The organism is Microbacterium timonense (assembly GCF_900292075.1).
GTDB lineage: Bacteria > Actinomycetota > Actinomycetes > Actinomycetales > Microbacteriaceae > Microbacterium > Microbacterium timonense.
Genome location: NZ_OLMV01000005.1, coordinates 144923 through 159950, shown reverse-complemented (window position 1 = coordinate 159950; position 15028 = coordinate 144923). Strand labels below are relative to the sequence as shown.

13 protein-coding genes are annotated in these 15028 nt (G+C 67.7%); 3 read left to right on the top strand and 10 right to left on the bottom strand.

The annotated features are described in order from the left end of the window. The first annotated feature begins 15 nt into the window (after positions 1-15). From C9992_RS14550 to C9992_RS14540, 3 genes are all read left to right on the top strand, one after another. Positions 16-723: an SDR family oxidoreductase gene (locus C9992_RS14550; protein WP_106816352.1), complete on the top strand. Its 708-nt coding sequence runs from the start codon at positions 16-18 to the stop codon at positions 721-723. After that, positions 720-1211: a PaaI family thioesterase gene (locus C9992_RS14545; RefSeq protein ID WP_200826354.1), complete on the top strand. Its 492-nt coding sequence runs from the start codon at positions 720-722 to the stop codon at positions 1209-1211. Before C9992_RS14550 ends, C9992_RS14545 begins: the two co-directional genes overlap by 4 nt. Positions 1212-1534: 323 nt before the next feature. After that, positions 1535-3757, top strand: coding sequence for an alpha/beta hydrolase-fold protein (locus C9992_RS14540; protein ID WP_146145338.1), 2223 nt, complete (start codon positions 1535-1537; stop codon positions 3755-3757). Between the two features lie 69 nt (positions 3758-3826). On the opposite strand, the gene C9992_RS14535 is transcribed toward C9992_RS14540, so the two are convergent. The 10 genes from C9992_RS14535 to C9992_RS14490 form a co-directional block, all read right to left on the bottom strand. Then, positions 3827-4435 carry a bifunctional 4-hydroxy-2-oxoglutarate aldolase/2-dehydro-3-deoxy-phosphogluconate aldolase gene (locus C9992_RS14535; RefSeq protein ID WP_235008249.1) on the bottom strand — a complete coding sequence of 203 codons (609 nt, stop codon included), beginning with the start codon at positions 4433-4435 and terminating at the stop codon, positions 3827-3829. Next, on the bottom strand, positions 4432-5349 hold the full coding sequence (locus C9992_RS14530) for a sugar kinase (protein WP_235008248.1): 918 nt from the start codon (positions 5347-5349) through the stop codon (positions 4432-4434). Before C9992_RS14530 ends, C9992_RS14535 begins: the two co-directional genes overlap by 4 nt. Then, complete coding sequence (gene uxuA, locus C9992_RS14525; protein ID WP_106816350.1) at positions 5346-6533, bottom strand: mannonate dehydratase; 1188 nt, start codon at positions 6531-6533, stop codon at positions 5346-5348. The genes C9992_RS14530 and uxuA overlap by 4 nt, the downstream gene beginning before the upstream one ends. Before the next feature lie 32 nt (positions 6534-6565). After that, on the bottom strand, positions 6566-7990 hold the full coding sequence (locus C9992_RS14520; protein WP_200826353.1) for a mannitol dehydrogenase family protein: 1425 nt from the start codon (positions 7988-7990) through the stop codon (positions 6566-6568). After that, positions 7987-9396, bottom strand: coding sequence for a glucuronate isomerase (uxaC, locus tag C9992_RS14515; protein ID WP_106816348.1), 1410 nt, complete (start codon positions 9394-9396; stop codon positions 7987-7989). Before uxaC ends, C9992_RS14520 begins: the two co-directional genes overlap by 4 nt. Continuing rightward, positions 9393-10502, bottom strand: coding sequence for a Gfo/Idh/MocA family protein (locus C9992_RS14510; protein WP_106816347.1), 1110 nt, complete (start codon positions 10500-10502; stop codon positions 9393-9395). The genes uxaC and C9992_RS14510 overlap by 4 nt, the downstream gene beginning before the upstream one ends. Before the next feature lie 18 nt (positions 10503-10520). Further along, the gene (locus tag C9992_RS14505) at positions 10521-11678 is read right to left on the bottom strand and encodes a Gfo/Idh/MocA family protein (protein ID WP_106816346.1); all 1158 of its coding nucleotides are present in this window, start codon (positions 11676-11678) and stop codon (positions 10521-10523) included. 72 nt (positions 11679-11750) lie between these two features. Continuing rightward, positions 11751-13058 (bottom strand): ABC transporter substrate-binding protein, encoded by a 1308-nt coding sequence (locus tag C9992_RS14500; protein WP_106816345.1) that lies wholly within the window; start codon positions 13056-13058, stop codon positions 11751-11753. A 78-nt stretch (positions 13059-13136) separates the two neighbouring features. After that, positions 13137-14066 carry a carbohydrate ABC transporter permease gene (locus tag C9992_RS14495; RefSeq protein WP_106816344.1) on the bottom strand — a complete coding sequence of 310 codons (930 nt, stop codon included), beginning with the start codon at positions 14064-14066 and terminating at the stop codon, positions 13137-13139. Continuing rightward, the gene (locus C9992_RS14490) at positions 14056-14982 is read right to left on the bottom strand and encodes a carbohydrate ABC transporter permease (RefSeq protein ID WP_407662250.1); all 927 of its coding nucleotides are present in this window, start codon (positions 14980-14982) and stop codon (positions 14056-14058) included. Before C9992_RS14490 ends, C9992_RS14495 begins: the two co-directional genes overlap by 11 nt. Between the last annotated feature and the right edge of the window lie 46 nt (positions 14983-15028).

Sequence of the window (15028 nt, the reverse complement as noted above, 5' to 3'; positions counted from 1 at the left end):
CGAGAGGATCGGAAGATGCCCGGGATTCGGGATGCTGTCGTGCTGGTGACTGGCGCCAACGGCGGCCTGGGAAGACACTTCGTCGAGCAGGCGCTCGCCCGCGGCGCCGCGAAGGTGTACGCCGCCGCGAGGACCCCGCGGGAATGGCAGGATGCGCGAGTCGTCCCGCTGCAGCTCGATGTGACGGATGCCGCATCGGTCCGGCGAGCGGCCGAGCTCGCGCCCGACGTGAACGTCCTCATCAACAACGCCGGCGCGAGCAACGGGTCGAGCCTGCTCGCAGACGACCTGACGGCCGCTCGGGACCTGTTCGAGACCAACTTCTGGGGCGCGCTGTCGGTGGCCAACGCGTTCCTGCCGACGTTGCGCGAGCACCGGGGCACGATCCTCAACGTGCTCTCGGTGCTCAGCTGGCTCGCCATCGGCGACGCGTACAGCGCGACGAAGTCCGCGCTGTGGTCGGCGACGAACACGCAGCGGATCGCCCTCGCACCGCAGGGGATCCATGTCGCAGCGCTGCACCTGGGCTATGCCGACACCCCCATGACGCGTGACGTCACCGCGGAGAAGCTGGACCCCGCCGACGTCGTCGCTGCCGCGTACGACGGCATCGAGGCGGACCAGTACGAGATCCTCGCCGACGACCTCAGCCGCCGCGTGCGCAACGGACTGGCCGGCCCGCTTGACGAGCTCTATCCCGCGCTCGCGCGTACCGCCTCGTGACCCGCGAGCGCACGTACACCTGGGCGGACCCGCGGGAGGTCGCGATGTCGGCCGCGCGGGTGAGCGGCATCGAGTTCCTCAGCCTCGTGGGCCGCGGCGAGCTGCCACTTCCGCCCGCGCTCGAGACGCTGGGCATCAACCCACTCCAGGTGGGCGCAGGGTGGATCGAGTTCGAGCTGATGCCGCAGGAATGGCACTACAACCCGCTGGGCAGCGTGCACGGGGGCGTCCTGTCCACTCTCGCCGACACCGCGCTGGGGTGCGCTGTGCACTCGATGCTCCCCGCCGGGACCCGGTATACGTCGCTCGATCTCACGATCAAGTTCACCCGCGCAGCCACCGTCGACAGCGGGCCGCTGAGGTGCCGGGGCGAGCTCGTCTCGATCGGCCGCCGCACAGCCACCGCCGAGGCGCGCACCACCGATTCCCGCGGCCGGATCATCGCTCACGCGACCACGACCTGCCTCCTCATCAGCGACGAGAGCTGACGCGGAGGGCAGGCGGGGACCGGTATAGGTCAGGACGGCGCGCGTCAGCGGACGCACCGCGGGTCGCCAGAACGCTTCGGGGAGCCTCGCCGCCCGTGGGAAGCACTGAGGGCAGCAGGCGACCGCCCGGCTGCCCGTGTGTACAACGTTAGAAATTCTTCTTGACCTCCGCCAGTCCGAGCCACCACGATGGGCCTGAACGGAAATTACGACGTTGTAAACCGGGTATGCGGAGCTTCGTCGCCGCTCCACCGGAGGCGTGATCCTCCGGTGTCAACGCTCCCGCACGACGCCGTGCGGCTGCACACGAGAGGAACTCGAAGGTGAAGTGGACAGATCAAGGGTGGCGCACCGAGAAGCGCTCCCGCCGTGTTTTGGTGGCCTTCGCCGCTGCGACCGCGTTGGGGGTTTCCACCCTCCTCGCGGCACAGCCGGCCGCAGCCGCTGAAGACCCCTGGGTGGCCGAGGTCGACAACGTCGTCCCCGACGTCTACCGGTTCACGGTTCCGAACTCGGCCATCCAGCCGGCGACCGGGATCACCGGCACGGTCGTGGCGGTCGAGGGGAACTTCGCGCCGGGCAAGACATGGACGACCCTCAACATGGGCGCCAGCGGAGGCAACTGGACCTCGACCATCGGCCCGCTCGAGCCGGGTCTGTACTACTACCAGTACTCGGCGCGCCCGGCCTGGAACCAGGATGCGATCGCGTTCCGCAACCCCGCCAGCCCGCAGGAGGTGACCTCGAAGCCGACGTGGAACACGCTGTTCGTCGACGGTCCGGGCGCCGAATGGCTGGCGGACGTCCCCAACGGAGGGGCGCTGCAGGACCTCACGTACCGCAGCAAGGTCACCGAGGCCGACCGGTCGGCGTTGGTGTGGACGCCCCCGGGCTATGACGAGAACCGCGCCGAGCCGTACCCCGTGCTCTACCTCCTGCAGGACGAGGGCCAGAGCTATCGCGAGTGGGTCGAGCTCGGGCGGCTGAAGCAGATCCTCGACAACCTGACGGTCGACGGGGATGCCGAGCCGATGGTCGTGGTCATGGCCGACGGCGAGTCGGCCGACATCCGCGGCGAGGTGGTCAAGAGCCTCGTTCCCACGGCGGAGAAGGCGTTCAACATCTCGCGGGATGCCGAGGATCACGCGATCGCAGGCATCGGGCGAGGGGCCTCGCAGGCGTTGAGCATTCTGGCCAAATCCACGAAGGAGTTCTCGAACGTCGGCTCCTTCTCGGGCGGCTTCGATGAGAAGGTCAGCAAGGGCAAGGCCAAGCAGATCAACGCCGAGACGGACATGATCCGGCTCTACGTCGGCAACGTCACCGACCCGAACTACAACTCGACGGTCGATCTTGCCGGCAAGCTCAGCGCCGCCGGCATCGAATTCCAGTCCGACGGCTCCGACCCCGAGACCGGCGGCACGTGGGACACGTGGCAGAAGAACCTCCACGACTTCGCGCAGCGCGTGTTCCAGGACTCGGGCGACACCGGACCGAGTGAAGGCCACCTTCCGCTCGAGCCGCACTCGCTCCCCGCCGCCGGCACCACGCCGACGCCGTGGATCGACGAGAACGGCGTCGTGACCTTCGAGACCGGCACGGAGTTCGCGGGTGCCAACAACGTCACGGTGTGGGGCAACTTCGGCCCTGCGGGCAGCTGGCCGCGCACCCCGATGACCAAGCAGGAAGACGGACGCTGGCGTCTGACGATGCCGGTCGAAGCGGGTTCGTACTACTACAAGTTCGTCGTCGAGGGCGCGGACCGGAAGGACACCACCAACCCGACGAGCGTGCTCTCCGAGCCGAACTGGAGCACCTTCCAGGTGCCCGGCGACGAGACGCTCCGTGGGGAGTACACGACCCCCGTCGCCCCCGAGGCCCGCGGCAACGTCGAGGTCATGAACTACACGAGCAGTGCGAGCGGCAACCCCACTCGCTCCGCGTACGTGTGGACGCCCCCGGGCTACGACCCCGACCGCGCTGAGGCCTACCCGGTCTTCTACCTCCAGCACGGCGGCGGGCAGACGTGGACGGACTGGATCGAGGTCGGCTTCGCCGCCCAGATCCTCGACAACCACTACGCCAAGGGCGACATCGTCCCGATGGTGGTCGTGATGGCCAACGGCAACGGCGTGAACTTCCCCACCGAGATCACGCAGCGCATCACCGTGGCCGCAGAGGCGCAGTACAACGTCAGCAGCGACCCCGCCGATCGCGCCCTCGCGGGCCTCTCGATGGGGTCGGCCGCGGCATTGAGCACGCTCTACCAGCTGCCCGGCCAGTTCGCCTACATCGGGGCCATGTCGGCGTTCACCAACCCTCCCGCCAACGCGAATGTTGCGGCGATCAACGAGGGCACGAAGCTCCTGCGCATCTACTCGGGTGACATCCAGGACTTCACGTATCCGAACACGCTGAGCCTCATCGACGCGCTCAACACCCGCGGGATCGAGCACGAGTTCGCTCCGATCATCCCCGGACCGCACAGCTGGGACGTCTGGCAGAAGGCACTGATCGACCTCCTGCCCCGCCTGTTCCAGGCCTGATGTCTCTGCCCCGGCTTGGGGCGAGATGACGACCCGCGAGGGCGAGAACCGACTTCTCGTCCTCGCGGGTCATCGGGCTGCGAGGAGCAGCCTCCGTATTTCCCCGATCTCGCCCTGGCTCCCGAACGCCGAGCCGAGTGCGACGACGCGACATCCTGCCGCCAGAAATGCGGATGCAGATTTCGACGTCACCCCTCCGGTGGCTACGAATCGCACCTGCGGGAACGGGCCGTGCATGTGGCGGATCCACTCCGGGCCGAGGCGTTCGGCGGGGAACGCTTTGAGCCAGGTGAATCCGGCGCGCATCGCGGCCTGCACTTCACTCCCCGTCGCGACCCCCGGGATGTGCGGCATGCCGAGAGCGACGCTCGCACGAGCCACGTCGGGGTCGAATCCCGGTGCAACGGTGAACGCTGCACCCGCGTCGCGCACCGCGTCGAGTTGCTCGGGCGACGTGATGGTGCCCGCCCCGACGTCGAATCCCCGCGCTCGTCCCGCGTGGGCCACCGCGCGCAGCACGAAGAGGTCGTCCGGATGCATCACCGGAACCTCCACGGTACGCACGCCGACGTTCCAGGCCGCTTCCGCCAGCGCGAGCGTGCGCTCCAGCCCCTGTCGGCGGAAGATCGCCATCAAGGGCGCATCGGCGAAGGTGGTCTCGAAATAGGTGTCGCTCACGAGCGGTCCTCCGTGTGGATGACGGCGGTGTCGAACGGGCTGCGCAGCACAGCCGCCGCCGCGTGGTGGCCGCCGAGGAGTCGCGCGGGCGGTGGCTCCTCGCGCAGCCACCCGGCGATCCAGCCGGCAGCGAAGGCGTCGCCGGCGCCGACCGGCTCCACGACGTCCACGGGCGGCGTGTCGACACGCCACACCTTCCCCGATGCGAACTCCACCGCCTCGGCAGACCCGTCCTTGATCACGAGATGCGCGACATCGGGGAGGAGTTCCCGCACGTCCTCGGCGGTGGCGGTCCCCCACAGCGTCTCGGCTTCGTCGCGACCGACCATCACGATGTGGGCGGTTCGGGCGAGCGCGAGCAGAGCGGATGCCGCGGCATCCTGCGAGGGCCACAGCGTCGGGCGGTAGTTGACGTCGAAGCTCGTCGCCGCGCCCGTGAGCGCGCCGGCCAGAACCGCCCCGACGAGCTCCCGTGCGGCATCCGACAGCGCCGCAGTGATGCCGCTCACGTGAACGATGCGCGGCGTCTCCACGCCCGCCACGTCGGCGCACGACAGGAAGGATGCTGCCGAACCGGCGCGGTAGTAGTACACGCGGGAGCCGCTCGGCGCGGGCTGCTTGATCATCAACCCCGTCGGTCGCGTGGCATCGACGCGGACGAGCGTGGTGTCGACGCCGCGCCGACGCACGCTGTCGGCGACGAGTCGGCCCAGAGGGTCGTCGCCGACGCGCGACAGCCAGGCGGAGCGGATGCCGAGCGAGGCGGCACCGATCGCGACGTTGCTCTCGGCACCTCCTGCCGAGACGGTGACGGCCGCCCCCTCGGTCAATGCGCCGATGCCGGGTGAGAACAGAGCCATCGTCTCCCCGATGGTGAGGAGCTCCGAACCCCTGGCGTCGGTCGTTCCACTCACACTGGCGCCATCGTGGCCGCGAGCGCACGCTCGACCCCGCGCAGTTGCGCAAGACCTTTCATGCGCCCGATGAGCCCGTAGCCGGGATACGTCCGTCGTGAAAGGTCGTCCAGAAGGAAGTGGCCGTGGTCAGGGCGCATCGGGATGACGGGGGCGTCATGTCCGGTCGCCGCGCGCCGCTGCTCTTCGCTCAGCAGCTCACGGATCACCCCCACCATGTCGGACCCGCCATCGATGTGACCGTCCTCGAAGAAGCTCTTCCCGTCCTGCTCGATCGTGACATTGCGCAGGTGGGCGAAGTAGATGCGATCGGCGAAGCGCCTGGTCATCTCCACGACGTCGTTGGTCGAGACCGATCCATACGACCCCACGCACATCGTGAGGCCGTTCGCCCACGACGGGGCGGCATCCAGCAGCCACTGCGCGTCGTCGGCGTTCGAGACGACACGAGGCAGCCCGAAGAGGGGGCGGGGCGGGTCGTCCGGATGGATCGCGAGACGAACGCCCGACTCCTCCGCGGCGGGGACCACGCCACGGAGGAAGGTGCCGAGGTTCTCGCGCAGGTCCTGGGCCGTGAGGCCGTCGTAGAGCGCGAGGCCGGCGCGAAGCGACTCGAGATCGTACGACTCCTCGGAGCCGGGGAGTCCGAGGAGCACGGTGTTCTGCAGAGCGGTGAGCGTGTCTTCGTCCGCGGCATCGATGAAAGCGCGTGCGCGCGCGATCTCATCGGCCGTGTAGTCGGCCGCCGCGCCCTCGCGCACGAGGATGAACAGGTCGAACGCGGCGTGCGCGATGAAGTCGAACCTCATCGCGAATCCTCCGGTGGGCAGCGACCATCGCTGGTCGGTTCGCGCCCAGTCGATGACGGGCATGAAGTTGTAGCAGACGGTGCGCAGGCCCGCGGCGCCGAGGTTGCGCAGCGTCTGGGCGTAGTTGGCGATGGCCCGCGAACGCTCGGGGCCACCCCACTTGATGTGTTCGTGCACAGGGACCGACTCGACGACCGACCAGCGCAGCCCCGCCGCTTCGATGACAGCCTTGCGATGCTCGATCTCCTCGATGGACCACACCTCTCCGTTGGGGACGTGGTGCAGAGCGGTGACGATTCCCGTCGCATCGGTCTGACGGATCTCACCGAGGGTGATCGGATCGTCCGGACCGAACCAGCGCCATGTATGTTCCATGTTCTTCCTTTCTGCGGCTCGGGGCTGTCGGATCAGCGCTGGCCGCGGGCGGCAGCGCCTGATACGGCACCCGCTACGGCCGACGATGCAGCACGCACGGCTGCCACCGAGCGAGGATGGGCTGCCACGAGGGGCGAGACCACGTGAAGCAGGGCGGTGACGTCATCCGCGGATGCCGCGGCGGAGGCGACCGCTTCACTCGTGGCATCGGACGGCAGCAGGTCTGCGCGCACCGCGGCGATCCACGATGCGAGCGCCCGCGCCGACCCGCGTGGCACAGCACCGTTCCGGACGGTGCGCTCGGCGACCGGTGCGAAGCGGAAGCGCACCTTCGCCGTGGCATCGCCCGCGATCTGGTGGAGCCGGTGCTGGATCCGCGGATTCGCGAACCGCTCCACCAGGTCACGGCGGTAGTCCTGGTGCTCGATCGCGTGTGGAAGGTGCACGACGGCTTCCGCCCAGAAGTCCTCGACGAGGCCGCGGCACACCGGGTCGGATATGGCCGACGCGACCGTCTCGTGTCCGCGTGCGAGACCGGTGAAGGCGAGGATGCTGTGCGCTCCGTTGAGCAGCCACAGCTTCCGGTTCTCCCACGGCTCGATGTCGTCGACCAGCCGGGCGCCGGCCGTCTCCCACGCGGGCCGTCCCGCGGGGAACGCACCCGAGAGCACCCAGTCCGAGAAGGGCTCCGTGACCACCGGTGACGCGTCGATCCATCCGGCGCGGGCGATCGCCTCGTCATCCGCGTCCGCACGCGGTGTGATCCGGTCGACCGAGGTCGAAACGAAGGCGACCTCGGTCATCATCCACGCGGCGAGGTCGGGCGACACCCGTCCTGCGAAGTCGAGAAGACCGCGGGCGAGGTAGGACCCATTCGCAGGGATGTTGTCGCAGGGCACGATCGCGATCGGACCTGCGCCGGTGCGTCGGCGCGCTTCGAGTCCGATGAGCAAGCGGCCCAGTGGTGTCTGCAGCGCGGCATCCGTCATCGTCCCGCCGCCACCCAGCACATGCACCAGCTCTTCCAGATCGCGTTGGGCAAGTGGATCGTCGGCATCGAACGTCCCGCCCGGGCGGAGCCGGTAGCCCGCCTCCGTCACGGTCAGCGTGACCAGGGCCACCGCCGGATCGCTCAGCAGCTCGATGAGTCGGTCCAGGCGCGATGCGTCATGCGCTTCGAGGATGCTCGGCACCACCTCCACGGCGTCGCCTCTCGGTGCTCGCACCGTCAGGGTGTACAGGCCGTCCTGCGCTTGGAGCAGGCGGGCCTGGACGGGCGAGCGCCCGGTGAAGGCCGCGATGCCCCACTCCTCCGCATCCGCGGCATGGGCGGTGTACCACGCCTGGTGGGCGCGATGGAAGTTGCCGAGCCCGAGGTGCACGATGCGCACACGCCGCGGACGAGAGACTCCTCCGCGCCCGGCGAGCGCCGCACTGTCGAGTCGAACCCCGGTCACAGCTTGAACGCTTTCCTCGGGATCTCGTCGACGAGATCCCGAGCGATTCGTCGGGCGGCGGCGAGACCCACCCGCTCCTGCCGCACCAAGCGGGCGAGGAAAGATGCGTCGACCCGCCGAGCCATGTCGTGACGCGCGGGGATGGACAGGAATGCGCGGGTGTCGTCGATGAACCCGCTGCCGCGGTAGAAGCCGGCGGTCTCGGTCACCGCGCTGCGGAACCGCATCATCGCGTCCGGGGCGTCGAGGAACCACCATGGCGCGCCGATGTACACGCTCGGGTAGAAGCCGGCGAGGGGTGCCAGCTCACGCGAGTACACCGTCTCATCGACGGCGAAGAGCACGAGGTGGAACCCCGGTGCCGTGCCGAACGCGTTGAGCAGGGGCTGGAGGTTGTCGGTGAACTCGGTCCGAAGCGGGATGTCGTGCCCGGTGTCGGGGCCATAGGTCTCGAAGGTCGGCGCGTGATGGTTGCGGCTGATGCCCGGATGGATCGTCATGACCAAGCCGTCCGCGACGCTCATGCGCGCCATGTGGAAGAGCATGTGCCCGCGGAGGAGCCGCTGCTCGTTCGGCTCGAGACTTCTGGCACGTGCTCGATCGAACAGCCGCTCGGCATCCGTCGCCGACAGGTCGGCGGTGAAGGGGTCCCGAACGCCGTGGTCGGCGGAGACCGCCCCCTCCGCCACGAAGTACGCCCGGCGCTCTTCGAGAGCACGCAGATATCCGGCGAAGGTGCCGGGCTGAGCCGTGGCATCGAGCAACGACTGGACCCGCTCGGGGAAGTCCGCGCCCGCAGGGTCGAGGTAGGCGTCCGGACGGAAGGTCGGGATCACCCTCCCGGCCACCGCACGCCCGTCGGAGATGGCGCGGTGAGCCGCCAGGTCGTCCAGCGGGTCATCGGTCGTCGCGAGCACCTCGATGCGGAAGCGATCGAACAGCGCGCGGGGCCGGAAGTCGGGCTCACCCAGCACCGTCGAGATCCGGTGGAAGATGGCGTCCGCAGTGCTGCCGTCGAGCTCGTCCACGATCCCGAAGAGGTGAGCGAACAAAGAGCCGAGCCAGTACCCGCTGGCCGTCCCCGCGAAACGGTGCCAGTTCTGTGCGACGAGCCGCCACACCGCACGCGGATCCTGCGGTCGATCCGCCGCGAGCCCGAGATCGTCGAGTGAGACGCCCCCCGCGAAGAGAAGCCGGGTCACGTAATGGTCGTGCCGGATGAACAGTTCGACGGGATCGGGAAACGGGGCATCCTCGAGGATCAGCCGCGGGTCGACATGACCGTGCGGTGAGATGATCGGTGCGTCCGCGACTTCTGCGTAGAGTTCTTCGGCGATCTCCCGTGTGTGTGGGTCGACGGGCAGAAGCGCGGCTGGTGAGCCCGGTCCCGCCACCGCGGCGTTCATGAGGGCCTCGCAGCGCGATCGACGGCGCTCCGGTCGAGGACTCGCGCGCCGGCCTGCGCCCGCAGGCTGAGCTCCGCTGCTTTGAGCGCGTGCTCCTGCGTCATGGCGGTCTCGGTGCGCTGGAGGCAGTCCAAGATCAGCTCGCCGAAGAACGGGTAGCCGACGGTGCCGGTCGCGTTGATCCGGTGCTCGCCCTCACCGTCGACAAGGAAGAGCTGGCCGGGTCCGTCGTTCGTGGCGATGTTCGTGTACTTGCGCAGCTCGATGTATCCGTCTGTGCCGAGGAGGATGGTACGCCCGTCACCCCACGTGCCCAGCCCGTCGGGCGTGAACCAGTCCACGCGCACGAATCCGGTCGCGCCGTTGTCGGTCACGACGTGGGCGTCGCCGTAGTCGTCCAGCTCGGGAAACTCCGGGTGAGCGTAGTTCGCGATCGATGAGCTGAGGATCTCGGCATCCTTGGCCCCCGTGTAGTGGAGGATCTGCTCGAAGTTGTGACTGCCGATATCGCACAGGATGCCACCGTACTTCTCCTTCTCGAAGAACCACGCGGGCCTCGTCGCGGGGTCGCCGATGCGGTGCGGGCCCAGCCCGATCACTTGGAGAACCCGCCCGATTGCGCCCTGATCGACGAGCTGACCGGCCAGTACGGCGGCCTCGACATGGATGCGCTCAGAGTAGTAGACGGCGTACTTGCGGCCCGTCTGCGCGGTCGCGTGGCGGACCGCGGCGAGCTGCTCGAACGTGGTCAGCGGCGCTTTGTCGGTGAAGTAGTCCTTTCCTGCGGCGATGGTCCGCAGACCGAGCCCGGCGCGCTCAGAGGTCACTGCCGCCCCGGCGACGAGGTGGACCGCATCGTCGTCCAGGATCTCCGCCTCGGAGCGTGCCACCTGCACCTGGGGGAATCGTTCGCGAAAGGCCGCCACCTTCGTGGGATCGGGGTCGAACACCCACTTGAGAGTGGCTCCGGCTCCCAGGAGTCCCTCGCTCATTCCATAGATGTGGCCATGGTCGAGGTGGGCCGCCGCGAAGACGAACTCCCCCTCATCGACGACGGGTCGGGGCATGGGTGACGGCGCGTAGCGCGCGCCCTCTGATGCGGGCATTCGGATTCCGCTCCTCGGTCAGACGGTGGACGCACCGACGATGATGGCGCCGTCTTGGTCGTAGACGGACTCGCGTTTGCGGTAGAACCGCGGAGCGCGTTCGACGAGCGTTCCGGTGCGGTAGTAGGGGTCGTCCGGCCGAAGCGGAAGATGGACGACCGCCCCCTCGATTCCCGACTCGTAGATCGCGGTGACCAGTTCGACGGCGCTGCGACCGTCCTCCCCGCCGACGGCGGGTGCGCGGCCGGTCGCGATCGCGTCGAGCACGTCCGCGATCTGGCCGGTGTGTCCGACATGCGGGAGCGGCCGATGCGCAGCCGCGACCGCTTCGATCTCGGTGACCAGTTCGCGGTTCCCGCCTCGTTGGGGGAAGCCGTTGGGCTGCGCAGAGTCGGCGGCGACGCTCCACGGCTGGGCGATCTGCGCGCGTTCGCCCTGGATGACGATCTCCTGGCGTTCTCCGTGGTGCACGACGGAGCTCGTCAGCTGGGCGAGTGCCCGGCCGTAACGCAGGATGGCGACCGAGAGGTCTTCGACCTCGGCGTTGTCGTGCTGCACGTTCGTGATCATCGAGACCACCGCCTCCGGTCGCCCCAGCAGCCAGAGACTGAGGTCGATGTGATGGATGGCGTGGTTGAGGGTCGGGCCGCCGCCCTCGGACTCCCAGGTGCCGCGCCACCACAGATCGTAGTAGGGCAGCCCTCGCCACCACGCGGAGTCGATGCGCACGTGGGAGATCGAGCCGATGAGGCCGGAGTCGAGGACTTCCTTGAGGATCATGAGGTCGTCGCGGAACCGGTTCTGCGCGATGACGGAAAGCAGGCGACCTGACTCGCGCTGCGCGGCCAGCATGGCGTCGCAGTCCTCGACAGAGGCTGCCATCGGCTTCTCCACGATCACATGGATGCCGGCGCGAAGCGCCGCGATCGAGAACTCGGCGTGGCTGGACGGCGGCGTCGCGATGCTGACCAGGTCGACGCCCGCGTCGGCGATGAGCCGCTCGGCGTCACTGTAGACGACGGCGCCTTCGAGCCCGAACCTGACTCGCTTCGCCTCGGCCTTCTCCGCAGACAAGTCGCTGAGAGCGACGATCTCGCACTGTTCCGGAAACTCGAGGTATCCGCGGATGTGCTCGTCGGCGATGTTGCCGACGCCGATGATGCCGATCTTTAGCATGGGCTCTTCTCAGTTCTTTCGTCGTAGAGAGGGAGGGTGGGGCAGCGGCAGACGCCGCCCCACCCGGGGACGTCACGCGGCGTCGATGGACTGCTGAAGCTCGGCGATCATGGCTTTCGCGGCATCGGCGGGCGTGCGCTGACCGAACAGCACCTCCTGCTGGTACCGCTGCAGGATGTCCTGGATGTTCGACGCGCCGTTCGGGACGAGGTCGGGCGCGTCCCCGAACAGCTCCTCGCGTGTCTCGGTGAACGCGACGACGGACTGCTCCTGCGGCGTCAGGTCGTCGTAGATGGCGTCGAGTGCCGCACTGTTGGCCGGCAGACCGCGCTCGGCGCCGAGGATCTTCGCCGCTTCGGGGTCATTGAGGAAGAAGTCGACCAGCGCCGCTGCCTCGGCAGGATGCTCGGTGCCCGACGAGATCGACCAGTACATGCCGGGCTTGGCGTACTCGAAGTCCTCGACGCCGCCCTCGGTGCGCGGGAGAGGCAGAAGAGCGATGTTGGCACCGGACGCTCCGCTGTACGCCGAGATGAGAGTCGCCGTGTTGGGGAACGACGCGACGGTGCCGACCGCCATCGGCGTCTGGTCGAGCGGAAGCCCGGTGGATTCCGCCTGGACTGAGGCCGGCGCGGCGGCACCGGCTTCGGTCAGATCAAGGGCGTTCTGGAACCAGAGCGCGAGCGTCTCGGGCGAGACGGCGACCCCTTCGGAATCGAACAGGTTCTCGCCGTGCTGGCGAACGAACAGCTGCAGCTGATATTCGGTGAACGGGAGCGACGCCCCGTACGTGCCGGCAGGAGCTGCGTCGGTGACCTCCGCACCCCACTCCTGGTACTCCTCCCATGTCCAGTCATCGGCGTTGTCCGGCAACGACACACCGATCTGGTCCAGCAGATCCGTGTTCACCAGCATCGCGGTGACGCTCGTCGAGATCGGCGCGGCGTACAGGGTGCCGTCGTACAGCCCCATGTCCCGCACGCTCGGGTTCATCCCCTCGAGATCGATGTCCATCGAGCCGAGGTCGGCCAGTGTTCCTCGGGCGGCGTACGAGGCGAGATACAGCTGGTCCATCTGCATGACGTCAGCGGAGTTCTTGCCTGCCGTGGAGGTCGCCAGCTTCTCCCAGTAGCCGCTCCAGTCCGAGAACTCGGGCTCGACCGTGATGTTCGGGTACTTCTCCTCGAAGAGGTCGATGACCTGTTGCGTGCGTTCATGCCGGCCGTCGCCGCCCCACCACGCCATACGCAGCGTGACCGGCTCGTCGCTGAGCTCTGTGGGCGAGGCAGCACCGCGGTTGGCGGTGCCGCATCCGGCGAGGATTGTCAGAAGGGCCGCGGCTGCACCGACCGCGACGGCCCGTTTGGTGAATGGCTTCATGTCGATCTCCTTCGTTCGATGGGGGTGTTCAATGGCTCGGCGAGCCGGGTGACGGGCGCTGCCCGCGAGGGGTCTGGGTCATTTGAGTCCGGTGGTCGCGATGCCCTTGACCAGGAAGCGCTGGCCGAACGCGAAAATCAGCACCAGCGGGATGATCGAGACCACACTCATCGCGAACATCGCACCGAACGAGGTCGATGACTGCGCGTCGACGAAGGCGCGCAGCGCGATCGGGACGGTGTAGTTGCCCGGGCTGGTCAGGAAGATGAGCTGGGAGAAGAAGTCGTTCCACACCCAGATGAACGTGAAGATGGCTGTCGTGGCCAGCGCCGGCACCATCAGGGGCAGCACGATCTGGAAGAAGATCCGCGCATGTCCGGCACCGTCGATGCGAGCCGCTTCATCGAGTTCCCGCGGCAGCCCGCGCATGAACTGGATCATGAGGAAGATGAAGAAGGCGTCGGTGGCCAGGAATTTGGGCACGATGAGAGGCCAGAACGTGTCGACCAGGCCGACCTGCGCCCACAGTACGTACTGCGGCACGATCACGATATGGATCGGCAGCATCAGCGTGATGAGCATGTACGCGAAAGCGGTGCGCTGAAGCCGGAACCGCAGCCGGGCGAAAGCGTATGCGGCCAGCGAACAGGTGATCAGGTTGCCCAGGATCGATCCGATGACGACGATCCCCGAGTTGATGAGGTACTTTCCGAACGGCGTACCCAGTGCCGTCCAGCCGTAGGCGTAGTTCTCCCACTCGAACGTCGTCAGCAACAGCGACGGATCCCCGAAGATCTCGCCGTCCGGTCGCAGCGAGCTCACAACCATCCACAGGATCGGGTAGAGCGAGACGATGACGACCGCGATCATCAGCGCGTGGCGCAGGATCGATCCCCATCGCGACGTGCGGGGCGCCCGGTAGGCGGTGTGCAGTGTCGTGGTGTCGAGGCTTTCGCCGGGCGACGACGAGGTGTTCGTGGTTCTCGGCGTGCGAGCGTCAATTGTCATAGTGGACCCAATACTTCGAGAGCCAGAAATTGATGGCCGTGAGGACTCCGATGATGATCAGGAGCAGCCATGCCAGAGCGGAGGCGTATCCCATGCGGAAGGCCCCGAAACCCTCCTGGTAGAGGTAGAGCGTGTAGAACAACAGGGAATCGGTCGGCCCGCCGGTTCCTCCCGACACGATGAAGGCCTGGGTGAAGGCGGAGAACGAGTTGATCACCGCGAGCACGAGATTGAAGAAGATGATGGGCGTGAGAAGCGGCAGGGTGATCGATCGGAAGCGGGTCCATGCCCCGGCGCCGTCGACGGCGGCGGCCTCGTACAGCTCCGCGGGGACCTGACGGAGCCCCGCGAGGAAGATGACCATCGGCGAACCGAACATCCAGACGTGAAGCAGGATGATCGTCGACAGGGAGGTGTCGGGGTTGCCGATCCAGCTCGTGTTCGACTCGATGCCGATGAGACCGAGCAGGGTGTTGAGCAGGCCTTCGCTGCCGAAGATCAGGCGCCACAGCATCGCGATCGCCACTGATGCTCCGAGCAGGCTCGGCAGGTAGAAAGCCGACCGGTAGAACGGAAGGCCCCTCATCCCCTTGTCGAGCAGGACCGCAAGCCCGAGCGCGACGCCCAGCTGGAGCGGAACGCCGATCAGCACATAGGTGAACGTGACGATGAGCGAGTTGTGCAGCCGCGGGTCGGTCAGCATGCGCCCATAGTTGGCCAGACCGATCCAGTTCGGATCCTGGAGCAGGTTGTAATCCGTGAACGACAGATACAGGGATCCGATGATCGGTCCCAGCGTCAAGACGACGGCCCCGAGGATGAACGGTGCCAGGAACAGCAGCGCCACCCGGTTGTCCGGGTGACGCACCGGACCATCTCGCTTTCGTGACCGGCGTTCCTTCGCCAGCGTGCGCAACTCCGCGACGCTCATCGCACATCCTCCTTGATGCGTGCGCACGACG